Below are 21,412 nucleotides of genomic sequence, written 5' to 3' on the forward strand. Positions count from 1 at the left end.
TAACACTCCCTGTACGGTGTATGGCATCCGCTCGCACCGTACAGGGAGCCCGTATGACCGCCGTGGCCTCCACCGCCACCAGCCTCCAGCCAACCGGGCGGCACGCCGCCCGCTGGCTGATCCTGGCCGTCATCTGCATCGCGCAGCTGACGGTCGTCCTCGACAACACCGTCCTCAACGTCGCCATCCCCTCCCTCACCGAGGAGATGGGCGCGACCACCGCCGACGTCCAGTGGATGATCAACGCCTATTCGCTGGTCCAGTCGGGCCTGCTGCTCACCGCGGGGAACTCCGCCGACCGCTACGGCCGCAAGAAGATGCTCGCCGTCGGCCTGGTCCTCTTCGGCGTCGCCTCGCTCGGCGCCGCCCTCGCCCAGTCACCCGGTCAGCTGATCGCCGCCCGCGCCGGCATGGGCGTCGGCGGTGCGCTGCTGGTCACCACCACCCTCGCCGTCGTCATGCAGATCTTCGACGACGAGGAGCGCCCCCGCGCCATCGGCATCTGGAGCTCCGTCAACTCGCTCGGCTTCGCCGCCGGACCGCTGATCGGCGGCTCCCTGCTGGACCACTTCTGGTGGGGCTCGCTGTTCCTGGTCAACCTCCCCGTCGCCGTCATAGCGCTGGCGGCCGTCGTCACCCTCGTCCCCGAGTCCAAGAGTCGTGGCGGCGACCGCCCCGACCTGCTGGGCGCCCTGCTGTCCATGATCGGCATGGTCGGGGTGGTCTTCGCGATCATCTCCGGACCGCACGCCGGCTGGCTGTCCGGCCGGGTGCTGGTCTCCGCCGCCGTCGGACTCGTCGGCCTCGCGGCCTTCGCGCTGTGGGAGCTGCACGTCCCGTACCCCATGCTGGACATGCACTTCTTCCGCAACCGCCGGTTCATCGGGGCGGTCTCCGGCGGCATCCTCGTCGCCTTCGGCATGGGCGGCTCGATGTTCCTGCTGACCCAGCACCTCCAACTGGTGCTCGGCTACGGCCCGTTGGACGCCGGTCTGCGGATGGCGCCGCTCGCCGTCACGGTCATCCTGATCAACTTCACCGGCCTGGGCGCCCGCCTGATGCCGAAGTTCGGCACCCCCGGAATGATCATCTCGGGGATGTCGCTGCTCGCGGCCGGCCTCGCCGCCATATCGCTGCTCGGCGGCCACAGCTACGGCGGCATGCTGCTCGGCCTGATCGTGATGGGCGTCGGCGTCGCACTCGCCATGCCGACGATGGCCAACGCGATCATGTCCGCGATCCCGCCGGCCAAGGCGGGCGTGGGCGCCGGCGTGAACGGCACGCTGATGGAGTTCGGCCAGGGCCTCGGCGTCGCCGTCCTCGGCGCGGTGCTCAACTCCCGTTTCGTGGCGCTGCTGCCGCTGGTCGCCGCGGGCGCCGGTTCGCTGCCGGCCGCACTCGCCCGGACCCGTACGGGGGCCGAACGGACCGCCGTACAGGACGCCTTCGCCGCCGGTATCGGCACCAGTCAGCTGGTCGGCGCGGCGGCGGTGTTCCTCGGCGGACTGGTCGCCGCCGTCCTGCTGCGGCGGGCCGAGCGCACCGGCCAGGACGCGCCGGCGACGGCTGCACCGACCGGTCCGGAACCGGCCGCCGCCGCGGCGGAATAGCATCGACTGTGTACGTGATCGTGAACGGCACGTACGGGTGGCACGTACTGCACCCGTACGGGCCGTGCACGACCGGGCACGCCGGGCACGGCGCGTGACACCATCGCGACGAGCTCGGCACAACGACGCTCGGCTCAACGACGCTCAGGACAGGGAGGGGCGCCATGGCAGCGACGAACGGCAGCGCCGGAAAGCGGCCGCACAGCGTCTGGCTGACCGAACGGCCCCCGCTCAAACGCAAGGCGGAGCAACCGGCCGGACTCGACCTCGACAAGATCGTCGGGGCGACGGTCCGGCTGCTGGACGCCGAGGGCCTGGCGAAGTTCTCGATGCGCCGGCTCGCCGCCGAGCTCGGTGTCACCGCGATGTCCGTCTACTGGTACGTCGACACCAAGGACGACCTGCTGGAGCTGGCCGTGGACGCGGTGGCCGGCGAGATGGCACTGCCCGACGAGTCGGACGCGGCCGCCGACTGGCGCGACCAGCTGCGGGTGCTCGCCACCGGCTACCGCGACATGCTGCTGCGGCACCCCTGGGCGGCCCGGCTGCTGGGCGAGTTCATCAACGTCGGCCCGCAGTCGACGGCGTTCTCCAACGCCACCCTGCGGGCGATGCGGCGCACCGGCCTGGACGCCGAGCGCACGTCCGGCGCGCTGGCGTCCCTCTTCCACTTCGTCTACGGCTTCGCGACGATCCGGGCCACCCACGAGGCCCGGTGCCGGGCCGCGGGCATCAGCCTCGACGACTACTTCGAGCAGGTCATGACCGCGATCTCGGCCCGCCCGGAGTTCGCCGAGACCATGGAGCTCTCCTCCCGCATCGCGTTCGCCCGGCAGGGCCGGAGCGCCCTGGAGATGCTCGACCGGGACTTCGCCTTCGCACTCGACTTGCAGATCGCCGGCATCGAGGCGATGCGCGACGGGACAACGTGAGGAGATCGGGAAGGCATTCCCGTCCCTCACCCCTCACCCCGTCACCCCATCGGCAAGCCGTCCCCCTGCACCGCCTGGATGTCCAGCTCCACCCGCAACGTCGTTCCGATCGCCGCGATACCGGCCGCCACGACCTGGTTGTAGTTCATCTTGAAGTCCTCGCGGCGCAGTTCGGCGGTGGCACGGAAGGCGGCGCGCACCCCGCCCCAAGGGTCGGGGCCGGTACCGAGGTAGCTCAGGTCGAGGTCCACCGCCCGGACCACGCCGTGCATGGACAGCTCGCCGTGCACCGTCCAGCGGTCCGGGCCGGCCGGTGACAGGCCCGAACTGCGGTAGGTGATCTGCGGGTACACCTCGACGTTGAGGAAGTCCTCGTTGCGCAGGTGCCCGTCCCGCATGCCGTTGCCGGTGTCGATCGACGCGGCGTCGATGACCGCCTCGACCCGCGACTTCGCCAGGTCCTCGGCGATCTCGATCCGGCCGCTGAACGCGGTGAACCGGCCGTGCACGCTGGAGATCCCCAGGTGCTGGGCGACCGCGCCCACCGTCGAGTGCATCGGGTCGACGGTCCACGTCCCGGGCGGCGGCAGCTCGGCCCCGCCCTGCCGGGCCAGCACGACGGTGCCCACGTCCATCCGTCCGCTCGCCGTCACGATCGCGCTGGAGGCGACCGGCGCATAGCCCACGGCCGTCACGATCACTGTGTACGGGCCGGCGGGCAGCGGCTGTTCGCTGCGGATGGCACCTTCCTCGTCCGCCGCCGCGCGCAGCACCTGCGCGCCCGTCATGTCGGTGACGGTCAGTACGGCGTGCTGAACCGCCCAGCCGTCCCGTGTGCGGATCTGCGCCCTTACGCCCGCAGCTGCCGCGCCCGTCGAATCCATTGCCGCTCCCGTTTGTTCCTGGTGGGGGTGCCCCTCGCCCGGACGAAGCCGAGAGCCCTCGAACGAAGCCGAGCGCTTGGGGGAGTGTCGGGCTCCGGGCGGCGGCGTGCAGGCCGTCCCCTGCCTGTGCGCAACGCCGCCGCCGGAGCCCCGGTGCCGGGTCGGGGCGCGTCTCCGCTCAACGCGCGCCCCGACCCGGGGTCTTGCTTCCCGAGCCGTTTCCGTCGCCGCCGGCACGGCTCCGGTCGATCCCGGTCTTCGGGTCGATCCCGGTCTTCGGGTCGATCCCGGACTCCGGGTCAGTCCCCGGGGTGCGCGAGCTCGACGTCGTAGCCGTCGACCCCGCGTGCGTCGACCGCGAGCCCGGTGGCGACCGGCGGGTAGCCGCTCGCGATGACCGTGTAGTCGCCCGCGTCCAGATCGGTGAAGGCGTACGCGCCGTCCTCACCGGTCGTCGAGGTGGCCACGACGTTGCCCGCCGCGTCCACCAGCGTCACCCGCGCGTCGGACAGCGGCCGGCGGTCCGCACCGGCCCGCACGGTGCCCTGCACCCGCGCGCCGGACAGCAGCTCGACCTCGATCCGGGTCGTGCCCTGCCCGCCGACCTCGACCGGCAGCGCCGCCGGGCGGTAGTGGGCGGCGTTCACCGCGACGGTGAAGGTGCCGGGCGCCAGCTCGTCGAAGGCGAAGTGGCCCTCGGCGCCGGTCTTTCCGGTGGCCAGCACCTCACCGCGGACGTCGGTGACGACGACCATCGCACCGTCCACCGGCTCGCCGCTGACCGCGCTGCGGACCTGGCCGGCCAGGCCGCTGGTGCCGCTGAGCAGGATGTCGTAGCCGTAGGGCTGGTCGCCGACGACGACCGTGGAGGCCTGCGGTTGGTGGCCGTCGGCCGCGGCGATCAGGACGTACGAGCCGGCGCCGGGGGCGTTCAGCGCATACGAGCCGTTGGCCTGGGCTACGGCGCGCCCCAGCTGACGCCCGCTGAGCGAGATCAGCGTCACCGCGGAGCGCGGGACGGGGTTGCCCTCCGCGTTGCGGACGAAGCCGTGGACCGACGGGCCGGACGGGGCGGCGTCGCCGCCGCCGGCCGAGGCGTACGCCTGGAGCGGCTGCGGCGCCGTCGCGGCGGCCGGCTGCGCCCAGGACGGGGCGTGCGCACCGTCGCCGTACGGGTCCTGGTCCGCGCCCGGGCCGACCGGGGCGCCCACCAGGGCGGGCTCCCGCTCCTCGGCCTGGGCCGGGACAGCGGCCTGGGCCGCAAGAGGTGCCTGGGCCGTGAGGGCGGTCTCCGACGGGGCCGCCGAGGCAGCAGCCGCGGTGTCCTCGCTGCTCTGGGCCATGCCGCCACGCGTCTTCAACGCGACCTCCTTGATGAACAGGGTGACGAGGAAGGCGAGCAGCGCGCAGGGCGCCGCGTACAGGAACACGTCCGCCACACCGTGCCCGTAGGCGCTCTCCATGACGGTGCGCAGCGGCGCCGGAAGGGCATCCAGGTCCGGGATGCCGCCGCCGCTGTTGCCGGCGGCGTGCGCGGCTGCCTTGGCGGCCTTCGGGCCGAGCTCGGCCAGACCGTCCTTGACGTAGTGGGTGACGCGGTTGGCGAGCACCGCACCGAGGGCCGAGACGCCCACCGCACCACCGAGGGAGCGGAAGAAGGTCACGACGGACGAGGCGGAACCGAGGTCCTCGGGGGCGACCTGGTTCTGCGTGGCGAGGACGAGGTTCTGCATCATCATGCCGATGCCGAGACCCATCAGCGCCATGAAGATCGCGATGTGCCAGTACTCGGTGTCGTAGCGGATGGTGCTCAGCAGACCGAGTCCCGCGGTCAGCAGCACGCCACCACTGACCAGCCAGGCCTTCCACTTACCGGTCTTGGTGATGACCTGGCCCGAGACGGTCGAGGAGACGAACAGTCCGCCGATCATCGGGATGGTCATGATGCCGGACATCGTCGGCGACTTGTCGCGCGCCAGCTGGAAGTACTGGCTGAAGAAGACGGTGCCGGTGAACATCGCGATACCGACGAACAGCGAGGCCACCGAGGCCAGCGTGATCGTCTTGTTGCGGAACAGCCGCAACGGGATGATCGGCTCCTCGGCCTTGGTCTCGACGAGGACGAAGACCGCGCCGAGCACCACCGCGCCACCGACCATCGCGGCGGTCTGCCACGACATCCAGTCGTACTTGTCACCGGCCAGCGTCACCCACACCAGCAGCAGCGAGACCGCCGCGCTGATGAAGAAGGCGCCCGCCCAGTCGACCTTGACGCCCTCGCGCTTGACGACGGGCAGCTTCAGGGTCTTTTGCAGCACGATCAGGGCGATCACCGCGAACGGCACACCCACGTAGAAGCACCAGCGCCAGCCGAGCCAGCTGGTGTCGGTGATGACGCCGCCGAGCAGCGGGCCGCCGACGGTGGCGACGGCGAAGGTGGCGCCGAGGTAGCCGCTGTAACGGCCGCGCTCCCGCGGCGAGATCATCGCGGCCATCACGATCTGGGCCAGGGCGGACAGACCGCCCACGCCTATGCCCTGCACCACGCGGCAGGCGATCAGCATCCCGGTGTTCTGCGACAGCCCCGCGACGACCGACCCCGCGACGTAGATCACCAGCGCGAACTGCACCAGCAGCTTCTTGCTGAACAGGTCGGAGAGCTTGCCCCACAGCGGCGTGGACGCCGTCATCGCCAGCAGCGACGCGGTCACCACCCAGGTGTAGGCGCTCTGTCCGCCGTCCAGGTCATGAATGATCTCCGGCAGCGCGTTCGACACGATCGTCGACGACAGGATGGCGACGAACATGCCGAGCAACAGCCCGGACAGCGCCTCCATGATCTGACGGTGCGTCATGGGCGCCCCGTCGGAGGCGCCGTGACCGCCTCCGTGCTTGGCGTGGCCGCCCCGCACACCGGCTGGTGTGGTCGTAGCCATGTGGTTCCTTTTCATCCTGCGGGTGTACGGGTGGTGGAGTCGTGGTGCGACGGCCAGGCCCCCGGGTCGTGGTGGGCCCGGGACCGGCAGTCGCCGAAGCTCGTACGGAGCCGGGCGAGCAGCTCGTTGAGGCGGCCGACGTCGGTGTCGGACCAGTCGCCCAAGTACCGTGCGAGCGTTGCGGTGTAGCGCTCGGAGAGCTCTTCGAGGAGCTCCCGTCCGCCGGGGGTCAGGCGCAACAGCCGCGACCGTTTGTCCGCCGGGTCGGGCTTCCGCTCGACCCAGCCGCGCTCGCAGACGTGCGCGACGTGCCGGCTGGTCACCGACATGTCGATCGCGAGCAGCTCCGCGAGCTGGCTCATCCGCATCTCACCGTGTCGATCGAGAAGCGTGAGCACGCCGGCCGAAGCGGGCGGGCAGTCCTGGGGCAGGACCCGGCCCATCTCGCGTTTGACGGCGCCGATGGCGCTGAGTTGCCTGGCGAGCTCTTCGTACTGACTCCGAGCGGCCACCGGCTCCTCCATACGTCATTCACACGTCTCGATCACGTCTTCTTTTGTTGCTTGGGGCAACCATAGGCAAGGTTGGTTGCTGAAGGCAAACGAATGGGTGGCCCATGCAGGTAAAGGGGTGCCAAAGCCTGGCTCGATATCTGGTAAGTGCGGGCAAAGGTCCATGTAAAGCCGCAGGTCGGCAGGGGTGTCCGAATCCGGGTAAATGACGCCGGAGAGTGGTGTACGAGTGGTGCACCTCACGCGCGATCGCCGCCTTTCCCCCTCCCTGGAGGTCGCTTCCCACGCGCCCCAGGGGTGCCTCCGGGCCCCTCGTTCGCTAGGGTCCTTGCCCATGGCGACCAACCCGCAGAACCAGGCCGAGGGCAACTACGACCCGGCGGGCAGCACGCAGATGTTCCGCGCCTTCGTGGACGAGGGCGGTACCCCGCAGGCCGGCGGCCGTCGGGCGCCCGCACCCCAGCAGTCGAGCGGTCCCCGGGTGGGTGTCATCCTCGCCGTGATCGTCGGCATCCTGGCCGTCGCCGGCGCGGCGTGGCTGGCGCTGTCGTAACGGCTGTCGTCCTTCTTCGCGCGTACCCACGAAGGGCCCGGCGTTCCCTGCCGGGCCCTTGTTGAGTGTGGGCGTGCCCCGTCTGTCTCGGGCACCTACCGCGTACGCGCGATTCGTAGCGCATCCCGAAGGGCCTCGCGCAGCCTGTGGACGCAGAATCGGAGTTCGTCGGCGGATGTCGCGTCCGGTCCTTGCAGCAGCTTGCCCGAGAGCTCCAACATCTCCTCACCCGTATCGAGTTGGGCCTCCTCCACCTCGTCGGCCAGCCGCGACAGATATCCGCCACCGCTCTCGTCGGCGGAGAGGTAACACGGCTTCCCGTCCGGCCCCTGCCAGGGGAGCAGTCGCATCTTGCCGCTCATGAGGCCACCGCCATCTCCCGCAGGAACGCGTGCTCGCGCTGCGCCTCCGCGTACTCGAAGGCCAGGAGGTACGGACGTACGAGGGGGGATGTGTCGCCGTCGAGGGGGGATTCGGGGTAAGGGGGGAGAGGGGTCGGCGCCGGCCTTGGCCCGCACGTGATGGTGGGGACCGGTTGAGTGGGTCGTCGCCGCAGCCGGGATAACCGGGCGATGAGGCTACGCATAGGGTTCCGCATGTCGACGCTCCTTGCACAGCGTTGGCCACGCCCCGGGGCCGTTGCAGCGGTCGCCGGGGTCCTTGCTGAGTCACCGTACGCAACCCTGTTAGTACCTGTCTATAGCTAGACCTATCTATGCCCGTCTAATTACCCGTGCGTACAGTCCCGCTCGTGATGGAGTTCGATCCGACGCGGCCCAAGTGGACGCAGATTGCTGACGTCATCCGCGGGCGGATCGCGGATGGTACGTACCCGCCCAGCCACCTCATTTCCGAGGTGCGGATGGAGCAGGAGTTCGGCGTCGCGCGCGTAACCATCCGCAAGGTCACCGCCGCCCTTCGAGAAGAAGGGCTCATCGTGACGACCCCGGGCATGGGGTCGTTCGTGACGCAGCGTCGGCCGAAGGGTTGACGCACCCGGAGCCCTCCGAAGGACTCCTAGGGGGCGGGCGAACAGATCCCGTAGGGGATGCGAGAGCCCCCTGCGGGGCCACAACGTGGGGAGCTGGGGTGGTGTTCCCGGGGGAGGGCGCTGAACCGATCGGTCCCGACGGGCTCACCGTCGGCCGGACGGGCGCGCTCGTCGGGGTCAGCGTGAAGACGCTGCACCACTGGGACACGATCGGCCTGGTGCGCCCGGGCGGCCGCACCTGGGCCGGGTACCGGGTGTACTCCGGCGAGGACATCGCCCGGATCCACCGGGTCCTCGTCTACCGGGAGTTGGGGTTTCCGCTCGCCGAGATCGGCCGGATCCTCGACGACCCGGACACCGACGCGCGAGACCATCTGCGTCGCCAGCGGTCACAGCTGGTCGAGCGGATCTCCCGCCTTCAGAAGATGCTCGGCGCGGTCGATCGCATGATGGAGGCGTCGGAGACCGGGATGCGGCTGACGCCGGAGGAGCAGGTCGAGATCTTCGGCGACGACTGGCAGCCCGCCTGGGTCGAGGAGGCCGAGGAACGTTGGGGCGACAGCGCGCAGTGGAAGCAGTACGCCGAGCGGGCCGGCACGATGACCCCGGAGGACTGGCGGCGGGTGGCGGCCCGGACCGACGCACTGAACGCCGACCTCGCGGCCGCGCAGCGCACCGGCCTTGCCCCCGGCTCCGGCGCGGTGAACGCCCTCGCGGAGCGGCACCGCGCCTTGCTCTCGACGTACTTCGACTGCACGCACTCGATGCACGCGTGCATGGGGCGGATGTTCGTCGACGATCCCCGGTACGCCGAGTACTACGAAGCCGTCGCGCCGGGCTTCACCGTCTGGCTGCGCGACGTGATCTTCGCGAACGCCGCGGCCCACGGCGTCGACCCGGAGTCCGCGGTGTGGGAGTGAGCGCGTCGTAGCCGTCCGGGTGGCGGCGGGGGGCAGAGGGCCGCAGCGGACGACAGGTCCGACAGCAGGCGACAAAAAGAAACGGCAAGGAGGTCAACCACTCCTTGCCACTCTCAACTTATAGCGCATGGGGGGCCTTGCGGCAAGGCCCCGGTCATGCCGCAGAATCGCCGACCGAAGCGCACAACCTGCGGAAATGGGGGACTTGATGATCGACGTGATCGTGGTCGGCGGCGGACCGACCGGCTTGATGCTGGCCAGCGAGCTGCGGCTGCACGGCGTGCACGTGGTCGTGCTGGAGAAGTTGACCGAGCCGACCATGCAGTCCCGTGGACAGGGCCTGCACGCGCGCAGCGTCGAGATGATGGATCAGCGCGGCCTGCTGGACCGGTTCCTCGCGGTCAGTGAGAAGTTCCAGGTCGGCGGTCTGTTCGGCGGCATCGCCAAGTCGTGGCCGGAACGGCTGGACACGGCCCACCCCTACGGCGTCGCCACTCCGCAGCCGGTCACCGAGCGGCTGCTCAACGAGCGTGCCCTCGAACTCGGTGTCGAGATCCGGCGCGGCTGCGAAGTGGTCGGGCTGAGCCAGGACGAGGACGGGGTGACCGTCGAGCTGGCCAGCGGGGGCACCCCCGCCGATGAGGGCGTGGCCGGTGGGGGTCTCCCCGGCAGTGGGGACGCAGCCGCCGGGGGAGGGGGCAACACTCGGCTGCGCTTGCGCTCGCGTTACCTCGTCGGGTGCGACGGCGGCCGCAGCGCGGTGCGCAAGCTGCTCGGCGTCGGTTTCCCCGGTGAGCCCGCCAAGGTCGAGACGCTTGTCGGCGAAATCGAGTTGGCCGAGGACCCGGCTACGGTTGCCGCCGTCGTCGAGGAAGCCCGCAAGACCCAACTACGGTTCGGCGCAACCCCCAACAAGGACGGGGTGTACCGCGTCGTCTTGCCCGCCGAAGGGTTGGCCGAGGACCGTGCGAGCGCGCCGACGCTGGAGGAGTTCGAGAAGCAGCTGCGGGCCGTCGCGGGCACCGACTTCGGTGCGCACTCGCCGCGCTGGCTCTCCCGGTTCGGCGATGCCACCCGACAGGCCGAGCGCTATCGGGTCGGCCGGGTGCTGCTGGCCGGCGACGCGGCGCACATCCACCCGCCGACCGGCGGGCAGGGGCTCAACCTGGGCGTGCAGGACGCGTTCAACCTCGGCTGGAAGCTGGCCGCCGCGGTCGACGGCTGGGCTCCGGAGGGGCTGCTGGACAGCTACCACGCCGAACGGCACCCGGTGGGCGCCCGCGTGCTGGACAACACCCGCGCGCAGATCACACTGCTGGGAAGCGATCCGGGTGCGACCGCGCTGCGCGAGCTGTTCTCGAAGCTGATGGACTTCGAGGAGGTGAACCGGTACGTGACCGGGATGATCACCGCGGTCGAGGTCCGCTACGACTTCGGCGAGGGCCATGAACTGCTCGGCCGCCGGATGCGGGACGTGGGGCTGAAGCAGGGGCGTCTCTACGAGCTGATGCACGGCGGCCGCGGGCTGCTGCTCGACCAGACCGGCCGGCTCTCGGTGGCGGGTTGGGCGGATCGGGTCGACCATGTCATCGACGTCAGCGAGGAACTGGACGTGCCCGCGGTGCTGCTGCGACCGGACGGCCATGTGGCGTGGGCCGGTGAGGACCAGCAGGAACTGCTCAGCCAGCTGCCACGGTGGTTCGGCGCCGCCAACAGCTGAGCGCGCAGCGGCGGCCCGAGGGGCAGGGCCCTGCCTCACCCACTCACTCCTGGAGTGGACGGAGTGCTAAGCGAGTGTGGACCGTCTGCTAACGACATCCCTCTTCCCGCGGGGCAATCTTGCAATCGCCGGCCGCACTTCCCCACTTCGGGGCAAGGGCGAACCAAGCCGGCACAGCACGTGCGTGGCGTATGTCACGGGGGCGGCACGCACGTCACGTGAGAATGACCAAGAGGGGAACACGTCATGCGTATTCGTCACATCGTCGCCGCGGGTGCCGCCGCGACCGCACTCTCGCTCGGTGCCGCGCTGCCGGCCTTCGCTGACGGTCACGCTTCGGTCGCCGCCGGCCAGGCGGCCGCCGCGAAGCGGAAGGTCGTGGTCTACCAGGACGCCAATTACAAGAACAGGAGCACGACCTTCACCAAGAACGTCCCGCGGCTGTCGAAGTACGGCTGGAACGACACCATCAGCTCCGCCATAAACAAGGGCAACCGTTGGGTCACGTTCTACCAGCACAAGAACTACCACGGCGCCCCCTTGTCCCTGGCGCCCGGCGGCGGGGAGGCGCACTTCGGCAACCGTGGCCTGCCCGACTCCGCGAGCTCCATCAAGTTCCGCTAAACAGCATGTTCCGTTAACAGCGAACTGCTGACGGGCGGGGTGCGGCGCCAGTCGCCGCACCCCGCCCTACCTGCCACCACACCCCGCTCAACGCGCACTGCGCCTTGCACGACGAGAGGCAGCCATGTCGCCCTCCCGCGCCCGGGCCACCACCACGCTCGCACTGCTGCTCCTGGCCACCACCGCCTGCACAGCGGCCGAGCACGAGTCCACGCCGGCCCCGCACTCCCCGCCTGTGTCCCGGCAGGCCGGGCAGCTCCGGCTGCCACTGGACGCCTATGCAGCGACCGTGGCCGAGAACCGCGTCGTGGAAGACGCACAGGATATCCTCATGCGCCGGTGCATGAAGGACCTGGACATGGAGTGGAAGACCCTGCCCTCGGTGGACGCCCAGGACACCGAGCCGCCGAACCTCCGACGATACGGAGCCGACGAGTCGGAAGCCGTCCGCTACGGATACCACCCGCGCCCCGACCCGCCGTCGGTGGTACGGCGCAACCGCGCCTGGGACGAGCGCGAGGCGCTCCCGGCCGAGGTGCAGCGCGCGGCCTACGGGACCTCCGGCAGGGGCGGCTGCCTCAAGACAGCCCGGAATCAACTCGTCGGCGACACCGCCCCACCCGACTACCACGCCTTCAACCAGCTCACCGTCACGGCCCTGGAAACCTCCCGGCGGACCCCCGAAGTACGCGGCGCCCTGCGCACATGGCACGCATGCATGGCGAAGGCGGGCTTCGACTACCCGGAGCCCTTTGCCGCCTCCGACAGTGAGCGCTGGGAGACGGCCGAGCCCACCGCGGCCGAACGCGCCACCGCCCGCGCCGACGTGGCCTGTCAGAAGTCTGCGAAGCTGGTGACGGTATGGGCAGCGGCCGAGACCCGCATCCAGCGCCGCCTGATCCAGCAGAACTCCGGCCGCCTGCACGAGGCGAAGGCCCGGAAGGACCGCTGGCTGGCAGCCGCCCGCCGCGTCCTGAACCGTGAGGGCGGCTAGTTCCACGGTCTACGCCCGTCCGTTCACGGCCTGCACCGGCCCCTTTACGCCCTGCGCCGGTCCCATCACGGCCTACGTCCGCCCCGCGCCCAGGCGTTCCGCCGCGCGGTGCGCGTCGCCCAGGACGCGGTCGAGCCCGCCGTACAGCAGTCGCCCGTTGCGCTTGACCGGGTGTCCGTCGACCAGGACGGTGTCGACGTTCCCGGGGTGCGCGGCGGTGACCACGGCGCCGACCGGATCGTGGGTGACCGGGGCGAGGTTGAGCGCATCGGCGCGGAGGAGCACCAGGTCTGCGCGCTTGCCGGGCCTCAGGGAGCCCACCTCGTCGGCCAGGCCGAGCGCCGCGGCGCCCTCGATGGTGGCCATCCGCAGCACGTCGGCGGCCTTGACCGCCCCTGACCCCGACCCCGCCCCGGACCCCGCCGGATCGCCGTCGCCGTAACCGTCGCCGTTGCCGTAGCCGTTGCCGTCGAAGTGGCTGCTCATCAGCGCGGCCCGCATCTGGGAGAACATGTCGCTCGGCGCGGAGGTGACCGCGTCCGCGCCGAGGCCGGTGGTGATGCCCGCCCGGCGCAGCCGGCCCGCCATCGGGGCGCCGAAGCGCATCGAGGCTTCGATCGCGGGGGTGATCGCCACCGCGCCGCCGGACTCGGCGATCAGCCTCAACTCCGCGTCGGGCAGCGAATTGCCGTGTACGTAGAGCGTGTTGGGGGTGAGCAGGCCCTGTTCGTGGAGGGCGGTGACCGGGCGCCGTGCCACCGGTCCGGCGCTCACGTGGACGGCGAGCGGCAGCGCCAGCTCGCGGGCCAACTGCCAGTCCTCCCGTACGGTCTCGGGCGGTGCGAAGGACGGGCCGACGGGGGCCAGGGCCAGGGTGAGCAGCGCGTCGCGGGACGGGAAGTGCTCGGTGCGCACGCGTCGTACCCAGTCGGGACGGCGGGCGGTCTCGTCGAAGACGGGGTAGCCGTAGCCGAAGACGGCGCGGATGCCGGCCTCGCGCAGGGCCTCGATGGCGGCGGCGCTGTGGTCGGGCGAGTACTGGACGTGCGAGAAGTCCTGCACGGTGGTGATGCCCGCGTCCAGGCACTCCAGGGCGCCGAGAAGGTTCCCGGTGCCCACCTCGGCGGGCGTGAAGCGGCCGGCGAGGTCGCCGAGGATCCGGCTGAGGTAGCCGTCGAGGCTCTCGTCGACCGCGGCGGAGCGCAGGACCGCCTGCCAGAGGTGGCGGTGGGTGTCGACGAAGCCGGGCAGGACGATCAGCGCGCGGGCGTCGATCACCTCAAGGCCGGGGTCGGGCGCGTCCGGGGTCAGGTCGGGGCCGACGGCGGCGATCCGGCCGTCCTCGATGAGCACGTCGGTGTGCGGACGGGCGTGGGGGTGGGGTTCGGTGTCGATGACCAGGCCGTCGCGCAGGAGCAGGCGCGGTGCGTGACGGCGACGGGACGGGGGGTGGGGGTCGTAGGCGTGCTGGGCGTGCTGGGGGTGGTGGGGGTGGTGGGGGTGTTCGTGTGGCGTGTTCTCGATGGTCTCCATGGCTCGTCACCCTCTACACATTCGGAAGAAAGCTTTATAAAAAGCTATCATGATGTCGAACTATTCTGTCGAGGTGACCGCACGCCCCGCCCCGGAACCCGGCCCGGCCCCCGACCCCGTCGACGCGCTGATGAACGCCTGGCGCACCGAGCTGCCGGACGTCCTCCACCCGACGACCGAGCTGTCGAAGCGCATCGCCCAACTCGCGAGCGCCCTGGATCAGGCCACCCGCGGCGTGCTGCCGGAACTCGGCCTGACCGTCGCCGAGTTCGACGTCGTGGTCGCGCTGCGCCGGGCCGGCGAGCCGTACGCCATGAAGCCCAACGAGCTGGCCCGCTCCCTGCTGCTCTCCTCCGGCGGCACCAGCAATGTCGTCAACCACCTCGCCGACCGGGGGCTCGTCGTCCGCGAGCCGTCCCCGGACGACGGCCGGAGCACCATGATCCGGCTGACCCCGGACGGCGTGGAGACCGCCGAGCGGGCCGTCCGCGCCAATTCCGACGCCCACCAGGCCGTCTTCGCCGGCGTCTCCCCCGCAGCCGTGACGGCGGCCACCCGGGCGCTGCGCGAGGTGGGCGTCCGCCGCCCGGCACCCCGCCCCACCAGGACCGGACGGAACCGGAGCCGGTCCTGACACGACCGTCCTGACGAGCCCTGACGCGACCGCTGCCGCCCCTGTGGAGCGGCGGCGGGGGTACGGCCGCAGCGGTACAGCCGCAGCGGTACGGCCGCGGACGGTCTACGCGGCGTCGGCGGCGGCCTGGAGCGCCGCGATGTCGATCTTCTTCATCCCGAACATGGCCCTCATGGCACGGGTGGCCCGCTCCTGGTCCGGGTCGTTCAGCAGCTCCGCCATGCCGCCCGGGGCCACCTGCCAGGACAGGCCGTACTTGTCCTTCAGCCAGCCGCAGGGGCCTTCCTCGCCGCCTTCGGAGAGCTTGGCCCAGTAGTAGTCGATCTCGTCCTGGTCGGCGCAGTTGATCAGCAGCGAGATGGCCTCGTCGAAGGTGAACTCGGGGCCGCCGTTGATCGCCATGTAGGGCTGGCCGTCGAGCTCGAACTCCACGGTCAGGACGGTGCCGGCCGGGCGCGGGCCGGCCTCGTTGTAGTGGGTGACGTTCGTGATCTTCGAGTTCGGGAACACCGAGCAGTAGAACTCGGCGGCTTCCTTGCCCTGGGTGTCGAACCAGAGGCTGGTGGTGATCTGGGGCATGTCCATCTCCCTGTGCCGGTGTCGCTGCCGGGGCCGCGCCTGCGCTGTCCCCCTTTAGACCGTCGCACCGGCCGGAAGTCATCGCTATCCCGGGAGATTCTCCGGCGGCCGAACGGGGGCCGCGCGGTGGCCGAACCGTCCCAGCAGCCGAACGGGGCTACGCACCTGGCGGGGTCACGACCGCTTCCAGGTGAAGGCCACGTCCTCGGTGTCGATGTGCATCCCCAGCGGCACCCGCCAGGCGTCCACGCACACCCGCCAGCTGCCGGTCCTGCGCTTGCCGGGCGGGAGCGGCAGCGGGAGCGCGTGACGGGAGGTGATCGTGGCCCAGTCGATGCCGAGGGCGCCGATGATGTGCGTGCCGAAGGTGACCGTACCGGCCGTGACGGGGGCGTCCCCGGTGTTGAGGAAGTCGAGGGTGACCCGCTCGCACCAGCGGACGTCGGTGTCGCTGCGGACCGGCGCGCCGACGAGGAGGCCGCCGCGGGCGCCGGGACCTGCGGGGATGGTGGGGGAGGGCGGCTCGGCGGGGGCCGAGGGGCCGGGGGAGCCGGGCGGCCGAGGGGCGGAACTGCCCGGCGCGGAAGGCGGGTTGGGGTGCGTGTGGTCGTCGCCGCGGGCGCCGGTGGGGGATGTGGAGGGGGTGGGCCGGCCGGTGCCGGTGCCGCCGTCGCGGTCACTGCCGTCTCCGTTGCCGCTGCTGTCGCCGGCGTCCCCATGGCCTCCACGGCCTCCGTGGGCTCCGTGGCCTCCACGGTCCCCGGTGCCGCTCCGGTCGCCCTGGCCGTCCAGGGGCGTCAGCGCCACGCCCTCCCGCGGGGGTACCGGCTTCGTCGGCGCGCGCCCGTCGGCGGGACCCGCGGCTCCCACCGCGACATAGCCCTCGTCGGCCGCGCTGCCGCAGCCGGTGAGCAGGACACCCAGACACAGCACGGCCGCCGAGGCGGAGCCGAGAGTCGTTGTCGTCCGTCGCATCGGGACAGTGTTGCTGACGGAGCGTCAGGTGTATAGGGGTGGGGGCTGTACGGAAACGGGTGTTGGGCAGGACTGGGTGTTGCACAGGGTCGGGTGCGCAGGGAGGGGCGGGCGCACGAGGATCGGACGCACGAGGGCCGGGCGAGGACGCCCGGGGTCTTCCCTGGGTGTCCGCCGAGCGGCGAGCGGCTGCCGGCCCCTCGGCGGACCGTTCCTCAGTCGGAGATCAGGCCCTCGCGCAGCTGCGCCAGGGTCCGGGTGAGCAGTCGGGAGACGTGCATCTGGGAGATGCCGACCTCCTCGCCGATCTGGGACTGGGTCATGTTGGCGAAGAAGCGCAGCATGATGATCTGGCGCTCGCGGGCCGGGAGTTTGGCCAGCAGGGGCTTGAGCGACTCGCGGTACTCCACGCCCTCCAGGGCGCTGTCCTCGTAGCCGAGGCGGTCCGCGAGGGAGCCCTCGCCGCCGTCGTCCTCGGGGGAGGGGGAGTCGAGCGAGGAGGCCGTGTAGGCGTTGCCGACGGCCAGTCCGTCGACGACGTCCTCCTCCGACACCCCTAGGCACAGCGCGAGTTCGGGGACGGTCGGGGAGCGGTCCAGCTTCTGGGAGAGCTCGTCGCTGGCCTTGGTGAGGGCGAGGCGGAGCTCCTGGAGTCGGCGCGGGACCCGTACCGACCACGACGTGTCACGGAAGAAGCGTTTGATCTCACCGACGACGGTCGGCATCGCGAACGTCGGGAATTCCACCCCGCGTTCGCAATCGAAACGGTCGATCGCCTTGATCAGGCCGATCGTTCCGACCTGGACGATGTCCTCCATGGGCTCGTTGCGGCTGCGGAAGCGGGCCGCCGCGTAGCGCACGAGCGGGAGGTTGAGCTCGATGAGTGTGTCACGGACGTACGTCCGCTCCGCGCAGTCCTTGTCGAGCGAGGCCAGCCGCAGGAACAGGGAGCGGGAGAGCGTGCGGGTGTTGATGGCGTCGTCGTCGTGCACGTGCGGTGCGGGCGCGGGAATCGCGGGAAGCACCTTCGAGCTGCCCAGTTCTACGGACATGCCACCCCCTTGAGGTCGCGGACGGGTCGCTGCGGCGTCCCGGCCCGAGGCGGACCGAGAACTTATACCTCCACCTGAATACCGGAGGCAGCGCTACGGCAAACGCGGTTCCAGCAGAATGTCACATGTCGGCAACACGCTGTAGCGCCTTGTCGACATATCTGCGCAGGCCGGCCGGGTGGTGGTAGTCCGTCCCGGTTAGGCGTCGATCCTGTTTGCGGATCGCAGCCGAGCGAAGCTCCGCGACAGTAGCCGCGAGACGTGCATCTGCGACACCCCCAGTTCGGCACTGATCTGTGACTGCGTCAGATTGCTGTAGTAACGCAGCAGAAGGATCCGTTGCTCGCGCTCGGGCAGCTGGACGAGGAGGTGTCGGACGAGGTCGCGGTGCTCGACGCCGGCCAGTTCGGGGTCCTCGTACCCGAGGCGGTCGAGCAGGCCGGGAAGGCCATCGCCCTCCTGGGCGGCCTCCAGTGATGTGGCGTGATACGAGCGGCCGGCCTCCAGGCACGCCAGCACCTCGTCCTCGCCGATCTTGAGGTGTTCGGCGATCTCGGAGGTGGTGGGGGAGCGACCGTGCAGCACCGTCAGGTCGTCGGTCGCGCCGTTGACCTGAACCCACAGTTCGTGGAGTCGGCGCGGCACATGGACCGTACGGACATTGTCTCGAAAGTAGCGTTTGATCTCGCCGACGACGGTGGGCATCGCGAAGGTCGGGAACTGGACGCCGCGGTCCGGGTCGAACCTGTCGATCGCGTTGATCAGGCCGATGGTGCCGACCTGGATGACGTCCTCCATCGGCTCGTTGCGGCTGCGGAAGCGCGCCGCGGCGTAGCGGACCAGCGGCAGGTTGGCCTCGATCAGGGCGGCTCGGACGCGGGTGTGCTCGGGGGTGCCGGGTTCCAGGTCCGCGAGCTCCGCGAACAACACCTGGGTGAGCGCCCGCGTGTCCGCGCTCCGGCTCTCGCGGGGTGGAGCCTTGGGCGCAGTACGGGCCGTCACGGTCACGCCACCCTTCACAGTGCTCACAGGCATGGACTCGCAGTGCATATATCCGGCAAGGAATCAATCCGGCAAAAGCGGTCATAGCATCACAAGTTATGTGCACTGTATGCAAGCACCCCATAATGCCGTGTTGAACAGAGAGTTGGGTCGTGAGAGGGGTATGGCGACGGAGGCGCGCGGGGGGAGTGGAAGGTGGTACCGGGCCGGGGTACAGCAAAGCCCCCCGCCGGAGGGGCGAGGGGCTCGGCGAGGGGGAGTGCCGTGGCTCAGAATTCGTAGTCGGCGATCACCCAGGTGGCGAATTCGCGCCACTGGGCGGCGGCCGCCTGATGGGCCGGGTGCTCCAGGTAGCGCGTGAGGGCGTCCTTGTCGGCCACCGCCGAGTTGATCGCGAAATCGTACGCGATCGGGCGCTCGGTGATGTTCCAGGCGCACTCCCAGAACTCCAGCTCGCCGATCGTGTCCTTGAGCGCTTCGAAGGCACGGGCGCCGGCCTGTACGCGCTCCTCGTCGCGGGAGACGCCGTCGTTGAGCTTGAACAGGACCAGGTGGCGGATCACAGGGGCCTCCGTGCGGCGGGTGATCACCGGGGCGGTCCGGAAGTGGACGCCCCTAGTTGATCAGCTGGGTCATGAACTCGCCCACGCCCTGAGCAGCGGACGAGATGCCCTCGAAGCCTACTTGGACCAGTTGGGCGGCGCGCTGCGGGGAGGTGATGATCGTGTACAGCACGAAGACGATGAGTAGGTACATCACGATCTTCTTCGCCTGCGCCATCGCCCTGTCTCTCCCCTGTGGCAGTCCCTCACGGCAGTCCCTGCGGCGCCCGTCTGCGGTGCGGGCTGCTAGGGCCCGTCCCTAGATGCAGTCGGGCGAGTGTAACCACACGTGTTCGATCACGGCAGCCGAAGTGCCGCACGCTGATCCGGACTTTATGGACCAAAGGCCCGCCAAGGGAGGCCCTTCGGCGGGCTGTTGGGGCGGCCCCGGGAGGCAGCATGGGAGGTGGCCCCAGGGATCTGGCAGGAATCCGAGGGCCCCGGGACCGGGACCCCACTGCGGGGTCCATGCCGCGCGCTTCCCCCTGACTGCGGCGTGGACTTTGGGGTTCGGTCCTCATCGGGGGGAGCGGTGGACGCCCCCTTGTTGCTGCTTCCCCCGACCGACTCGAAGGCCCGTCCCCGAGCCGCCCGGCCCCGACCCCGGGCCCGGCCCGGAGACGGGCCTTCGTCGTCCCTCACCGCGCGCTGCGTGGCCTCCCGCGCGGTCTCCTTTGCGTCCCCCTTGCCCGGCCCGGCGCAACCGGCCGCAAGGGTCGTGGCGTCTCTCCCCACGTACCACCCACCACCTACGACGCGGCGTGGCAGGCATCATGTACGCGACAGAACGGAGCGTGGTCGGCACCGCGGTGCGGTGGACGACCGCGGGAACGACGAAAGGAACACGGCTCCGACGATGAAGATCGACTGGGACCGGCGTACCTGCGCGCGCCGCGGGCACATCACCTACCTCCCGGACGAGGAGCACCTCCGGGAGAACCTGCGGGCGGCCACCGCCCTCGGCGAGGCCTGGCGCTGTCTGCGCTGCGGCGACTTCGCCCTCGGTGCCCCACGCGGCTCCGGTCCGGCCGCGGACGCGCCACTGGTCCCGCGCGGCAAGGTCCTGCGCGACCTGTTCATCCTGCGGTTCCTGGCCGTGGAGCGGGCGGTGCGCGGGGTGTTCATCGTGCTGGCGGCCGTCGGCGTATGGCAGTTCAGCAACCGCAAGGACGCGGTCCGCCAGTTCTTCGACGAGTACATCGCCGTGCTCCGCCCGGTCGCCCGGCACTTCCACTACGACCTGGACCACTCGCCGGTCGTCGGCACCATCCAGAAGACCTTCGGCTACCAGCACTCCACCCTGATGCTGGTGGCCGGACTGCTGCTGGCGTACGCCCTGGTGGAGATCGTCGAGGGCGTGGGCCTCTGGCGCGCCAAGCGGTGGGCGGAGTACCTGACGGTGGTGGCGACCGCGGCGTTCCTGCCGCTGGAGATCTACGAGCTCACCGAGAAGGTCAGCTGGCTCAAGATCGCCACATTGGTGATCAACATCCTCGCGGTGCTCTACATCGCGGTCACCAAGCGACTGTTCGGACTGCGCGGCGGCCGCGCGGCCTTCGACGCGGAGCGGCACAGCGCCTCCCTCCTGGAGGTCGAGACCTCGGCCGGGGTGCCCGCCGCCGCCCATAATGGCTGACCGCACGACCCTAGGGGGGACCCACAACATGCCCATGAACTCCGCACGGCCCGAGCCCGATTCGGCGTCCGCCACGGCCGCTCGGCGAGCCCTGAAGCCACGTCGGCCGGCCGTCGTCCTGGCGCTGCTGGTCGGCCTGCTCGCCGCGGCCGTCGCACCGGCCACGGCGGCCGGGCGCGCACCGGTCGAGGCGACCCGGGTGACCGCCACCGCGGCCGTCGCCACCGCGGCCGTCGCCCCCGCGGCCGTCGCCCCCGCGGCCGTCGCCCCCGCGGCCGTCGCCCCCGCGGCCGTCGCCCCCGCGCAGCCGGCCGCGTACGGCCACCACGGCTCGTTCCACGCCGGGCACGGCGCGTACCACTCCACGCCGCACCTCAAGACCGTCTTCAAGTCCAAGAAGTCCGGATGGAAGTCGAAGGACTCCTCGAAGAAGAAAAAGAAGCGCGGCTTCTTCAAGAAGCTCGGCATCTTTCTGATCGTGCTGTTCGTGGTCTTCCTCGTCGTGGTGGCACTGGTGATCTGGCTGATCGTCCACTTCATCCGCCGCGCGCTGCGGGGCCGGCGCAACGCCTAACCGCCGCCCCGGACATGACGAAGGCCCCGATCCGGGAGGATCGGGGCCTTCGTCATACGAGCGGTAGCGGTGGGATTTGAACCCACGGAGGAGTTGCCCCCTCACGCGCTTTCGAGGCGCGCTCCTTCGGCCGCTCGGACACGCTACCG

At 70.7% G+C, this 21,412-nt stretch carries 22 protein-coding genes and 1 tRNA gene; 11 read left to right on the forward strand and 12 right to left on the reverse strand.

Annotated features, from left to right (window positions below; genetic code table 11):
* The first annotated feature begins 53 nt into the window (after window positions 1-53).
* The gene (locus AB0C96_RS00430) at window positions 54-1,610 is read left to right on the forward strand and encodes an MFS transporter (RefSeq protein WP_362912098.1); all 1,557 of its coding nucleotides are present in this window, start codon (window positions 54-56) and stop codon (window positions 1,608-1,610) included.
* A 164-nt stretch (window positions 1,611-1,774) separates the two neighbouring features.
* Entirely contained in the window at window positions 1,775-2,542 is a 768-nt protein-coding gene (locus AB0C96_RS00435; RefSeq protein WP_362912100.1) for a TetR/AcrR family transcriptional regulator, read from the forward strand.
* Between the two features lie 41 nt (window positions 2,543-2,583).
* Here AB0C96_RS00435 and AB0C96_RS00440 read toward each other — a convergent pair whose 3' ends face one another.
* The 3 genes from AB0C96_RS00440 to AB0C96_RS00450 form a co-directional block, all read right to left on the reverse strand.
* Window positions 2,584-3,426, reverse strand: a complete 843-nt coding sequence (locus AB0C96_RS00440) for a YceI family protein (RefSeq protein ID WP_362912102.1) — start codon at window positions 3,424-3,426, stop codon at window positions 2,584-2,586.
* Window positions 3,427-3,725: 299 nt separating this feature from the next.
* On the reverse strand, window positions 3,726-6,362 hold the full coding sequence (locus tag AB0C96_RS00445) for an MFS transporter (protein WP_362912104.1): 2,637 nt from the start codon (window positions 6,360-6,362) through the stop codon (window positions 3,726-3,728).
* A gap of 11 nt (window positions 6,363-6,373) precedes the next feature.
* Window positions 6,374-6,874: a MarR family transcriptional regulator gene (locus AB0C96_RS00450; RefSeq protein ID WP_362912106.1), complete on the reverse strand. Its 501-nt coding sequence runs from the start codon at window positions 6,872-6,874 to the stop codon at window positions 6,374-6,376.
* A gap of 334 nt (window positions 6,875-7,208) precedes the next feature.
* Between AB0C96_RS00450 and AB0C96_RS00455 the strand changes: the two genes are divergently transcribed.
* Window positions 7,209-7,427 (forward strand): hypothetical protein, encoded by a 219-nt coding sequence (locus tag AB0C96_RS00455; protein WP_362912108.1) that lies wholly within the window; start codon window positions 7,209-7,211, stop codon window positions 7,425-7,427.
* A 95-nt stretch (window positions 7,428-7,522) separates the two neighbouring features.
* On the opposite strand, the gene AB0C96_RS00460 is transcribed toward AB0C96_RS00455, so the two are convergent.
* Window positions 7,523-7,789, reverse strand: a complete 267-nt coding sequence (locus tag AB0C96_RS00460; RefSeq protein ID WP_362912110.1) for a hypothetical protein — start codon at window positions 7,787-7,789, stop codon at window positions 7,523-7,525.
* Between the two features lie 389 nt (window positions 7,790-8,178).
* On the opposite strand from AB0C96_RS00460, the gene AB0C96_RS00465 reads away from it, so the two are divergent.
* The 5 genes from AB0C96_RS00465 (at window position 8,179) to AB0C96_RS00485 (ending at window position 12,676) form a co-directional block, all read left to right on the forward strand.
* Window positions 8,179-8,418, forward strand: a complete 240-nt coding sequence (locus AB0C96_RS00465) for a GntR family transcriptional regulator (RefSeq protein ID WP_362912112.1) — start codon at window positions 8,179-8,181, stop codon at window positions 8,416-8,418.
* A 98-nt stretch (window positions 8,419-8,516) separates the two neighbouring features.
* Window positions 8,517-9,338, forward strand: coding sequence for a MerR family transcriptional regulator (locus tag AB0C96_RS00470; RefSeq protein WP_362912114.1), 822 nt, complete (start codon window positions 8,517-8,519; stop codon window positions 9,336-9,338).
* Window positions 9,339-9,546: 208 nt separating this feature from the next.
* On the forward strand, window positions 9,547-11,058 hold the full coding sequence (locus AB0C96_RS00475; RefSeq protein ID WP_362912433.1) for an FAD-dependent monooxygenase: 1,512 nt from the start codon (window positions 9,547-9,549) through the stop codon (window positions 11,056-11,058).
* Window positions 11,059-11,304: 246 nt separating this feature from the next.
* Window positions 11,305-11,682: a peptidase inhibitor family I36 protein gene (locus tag AB0C96_RS00480; RefSeq protein WP_362912116.1), complete on the forward strand. Its 378-nt coding sequence runs from the start codon at window positions 11,305-11,307 to the stop codon at window positions 11,680-11,682.
* A gap of 124 nt (window positions 11,683-11,806) precedes the next feature.
* A complete protein-coding gene (locus AB0C96_RS00485) occupies window positions 11,807-12,676 on the forward strand; it encodes a hypothetical protein (protein WP_362912118.1) in 870 nt (289 codons plus the stop codon).
* Window positions 12,677-12,748: 72 nt separating this feature from the next.
* Here AB0C96_RS00485 and AB0C96_RS00490 read toward each other — a convergent pair whose 3' ends face one another.
* Window positions 12,749-14,209, reverse strand: a complete 1,461-nt coding sequence (locus AB0C96_RS00490) for an amidohydrolase family protein (protein WP_362912120.1) — start codon at window positions 14,207-14,209, stop codon at window positions 12,749-12,751.
* Window positions 14,210-14,282: 73 nt separating this feature from the next.
* Here AB0C96_RS00490 and AB0C96_RS00495 point away from each other — a divergent pair, with 73 nt between their 5' ends.
* Window positions 14,283-14,843 (forward strand): MarR family transcriptional regulator, encoded by a 561-nt coding sequence (locus AB0C96_RS00495; protein WP_362912122.1) that lies wholly within the window; start codon window positions 14,283-14,285, stop codon window positions 14,841-14,843.
* A 105-nt stretch (window positions 14,844-14,948) separates the two neighbouring features.
* Here the strand turns inward: AB0C96_RS00495 and AB0C96_RS00500 are convergent, their stop codons facing one another.
* The 6 genes from AB0C96_RS00500 to AB0C96_RS00525 all read right to left on the reverse strand — a co-directional run bounded on the left by AB0C96_RS00500 (window position 14,949) and on the right by AB0C96_RS00525 (window position 19,231).
* Complete coding sequence (locus AB0C96_RS00500) at window positions 14,949-15,422, reverse strand: VOC family protein (protein ID WP_362912124.1); 474 nt, start codon at window positions 15,420-15,422, stop codon at window positions 14,949-14,951.
* Window positions 15,423-15,596: 174 nt separating this feature from the next.
* Window positions 15,597-16,397, reverse strand: a complete 801-nt coding sequence (locus tag AB0C96_RS00505; RefSeq protein WP_362912126.1) for a hypothetical protein — start codon at window positions 16,395-16,397, stop codon at window positions 15,597-15,599.
* Window positions 16,398-16,612: 215 nt separating this feature from the next.
* A complete protein-coding gene (locus AB0C96_RS00510; RefSeq protein WP_026169669.1) occupies window positions 16,613-17,449 on the reverse strand; it encodes an RNA polymerase sigma factor SigF in 837 nt (278 codons plus the stop codon).
* Window positions 17,450-17,647: 198 nt separating this feature from the next.
* Entirely contained in the window at window positions 17,648-18,457 is an 810-nt protein-coding gene (locus tag AB0C96_RS00515; protein ID WP_362912434.1) for an RNA polymerase sigma factor SigF, read from the reverse strand.
* Window positions 18,458-18,720: 263 nt separating this feature from the next.
* Window positions 18,721-19,014: a Dabb family protein gene (locus tag AB0C96_RS00520; RefSeq protein WP_362912128.1), complete on the reverse strand. Its 294-nt coding sequence runs from the start codon at window positions 19,012-19,014 to the stop codon at window positions 18,721-18,723.
* Between the two features lie 52 nt (window positions 19,015-19,066).
* Entirely contained in the window at window positions 19,067-19,231 is a 165-nt protein-coding gene (locus tag AB0C96_RS00525; protein ID WP_362912130.1) for a hypothetical protein, read from the reverse strand.
* Between the two features lie 678 nt (window positions 19,232-19,909).
* Between AB0C96_RS00525 and AB0C96_RS00530 the strand changes: the two genes are divergently transcribed.
* Both AB0C96_RS00530 and AB0C96_RS00535 read left to right on the forward strand, forming a co-directional pair.
* Window positions 19,910-20,689 (forward strand): DUF2127 domain-containing protein, encoded by a 780-nt coding sequence (locus AB0C96_RS00530; RefSeq protein WP_362912132.1) that lies wholly within the window; start codon window positions 19,910-19,912, stop codon window positions 20,687-20,689.
* Between the two features lie 34 nt (window positions 20,690-20,723).
* A complete protein-coding gene (locus AB0C96_RS00535; RefSeq protein ID WP_362912134.1) occupies window positions 20,724-21,263 on the forward strand; it encodes a hypothetical protein in 540 nt (179 codons plus the stop codon).
* A gap of 61 nt (window positions 21,264-21,324) precedes the next feature.
* Here the strand turns inward: AB0C96_RS00535 and AB0C96_RS00540 are convergent.
* Window positions 21,325-21,411, reverse strand: a tRNA-Ser gene (locus tag AB0C96_RS00540).
* Window position 21,412 lies beyond the last annotated feature (1 nt).

It is taken from the genome of Streptomyces sp. NPDC048506 (assembly GCF_040651315.1).
Classification (GTDB): Bacteria; Actinomycetota; Actinomycetes; order Streptomycetales; family Streptomycetaceae; genus Streptomyces.

Excerpts from the sequence above, each read along its gene's own strand:
- AB0C96_RS00535 (WP_362912134.1), top strand. The coding sequence starts at position 20,724 with ATGAACTCCGCACGGCCCGAGCCCGATTCGGCGTCCGCCACGGCCGCT.
- AB0C96_RS00510 (WP_026169669.1), bottom strand. The coding sequence starts at position 17,449 with ATGTCCGTAGAACTGGGCAGCTCGAAGGTGCTTCCCGCGATTCCCGCG.
- AB0C96_RS00475 (WP_362912433.1), top strand. The coding sequence starts at position 9,547 with ATGATCGACGTGATCGTGGTCGGCGGCGGACCGACCGGCTTGATGCTG.
- AB0C96_RS00490 (WP_362912120.1), bottom strand. The coding sequence starts at position 14,209 with ATGGAGACCATCGAGAACACGCCACACGAACACCCCCACCACCCCCAC.
- AB0C96_RS00440 (WP_362912102.1), bottom strand. The coding sequence starts at position 3,426 with ATGGATTCGACGGGCGCGGCAGCTGCGGGCGTAAGGGCGCAGATCCGC.
- AB0C96_RS00430 (WP_362912098.1), top strand. The coding sequence starts at position 54 with ATGACCGCCGTGGCCTCCACCGCCACCAGCCTCCAGCCAACCGGGCGG.
- AB0C96_RS00435 (WP_362912100.1), top strand. The coding sequence starts at position 1,775 with ATGGCAGCGACGAACGGCAGCGCCGGAAAGCGGCCGCACAGCGTCTGG.
- AB0C96_RS00485 (WP_362912118.1), top strand. The coding sequence starts at position 11,807 with ATGTCGCCCTCCCGCGCCCGGGCCACCACCACGCTCGCACTGCTGCTC.
- AB0C96_RS00505 (WP_362912126.1), bottom strand. The coding sequence starts at position 16,397 with ATGCGACGGACGACAACGACTCTCGGCTCCGCCTCGGCGGCCGTGCTG.
- AB0C96_RS00525 (WP_362912130.1), bottom strand. The coding sequence starts at position 19,231 with ATGGCGCAGGCGAAGAAGATCGTGATGTACCTACTCATCGTCTTCGTG.
- AB0C96_RS00460 (WP_362912110.1), bottom strand. The coding sequence starts at position 7,789 with ATGAGCGGCAAGATGCGACTGCTCCCCTGGCAGGGGCCGGACGGGAAG.
- AB0C96_RS00445 (WP_362912104.1), bottom strand. The coding sequence starts at position 6,362 with ATGGCTACGACCACACCAGCCGGTGTGCGGGGCGGCCACGCCAAGCAC.
- AB0C96_RS00480 (WP_362912116.1), top strand. The coding sequence starts at position 11,305 with ATGCGTATTCGTCACATCGTCGCCGCGGGTGCCGCCGCGACCGCACTC.
- AB0C96_RS00455 (WP_362912108.1), top strand. The coding sequence starts at position 7,209 with ATGGCGACCAACCCGCAGAACCAGGCCGAGGGCAACTACGACCCGGCG.
- AB0C96_RS00500 (WP_362912124.1), bottom strand. The coding sequence starts at position 15,422 with ATGCCCCAGATCACCACCAGCCTCTGGTTCGACACCCAGGGCAAGGAA.
- AB0C96_RS00530 (WP_362912132.1), top strand. The coding sequence starts at position 19,910 with ATGAAGATCGACTGGGACCGGCGTACCTGCGCGCGCCGCGGGCACATC.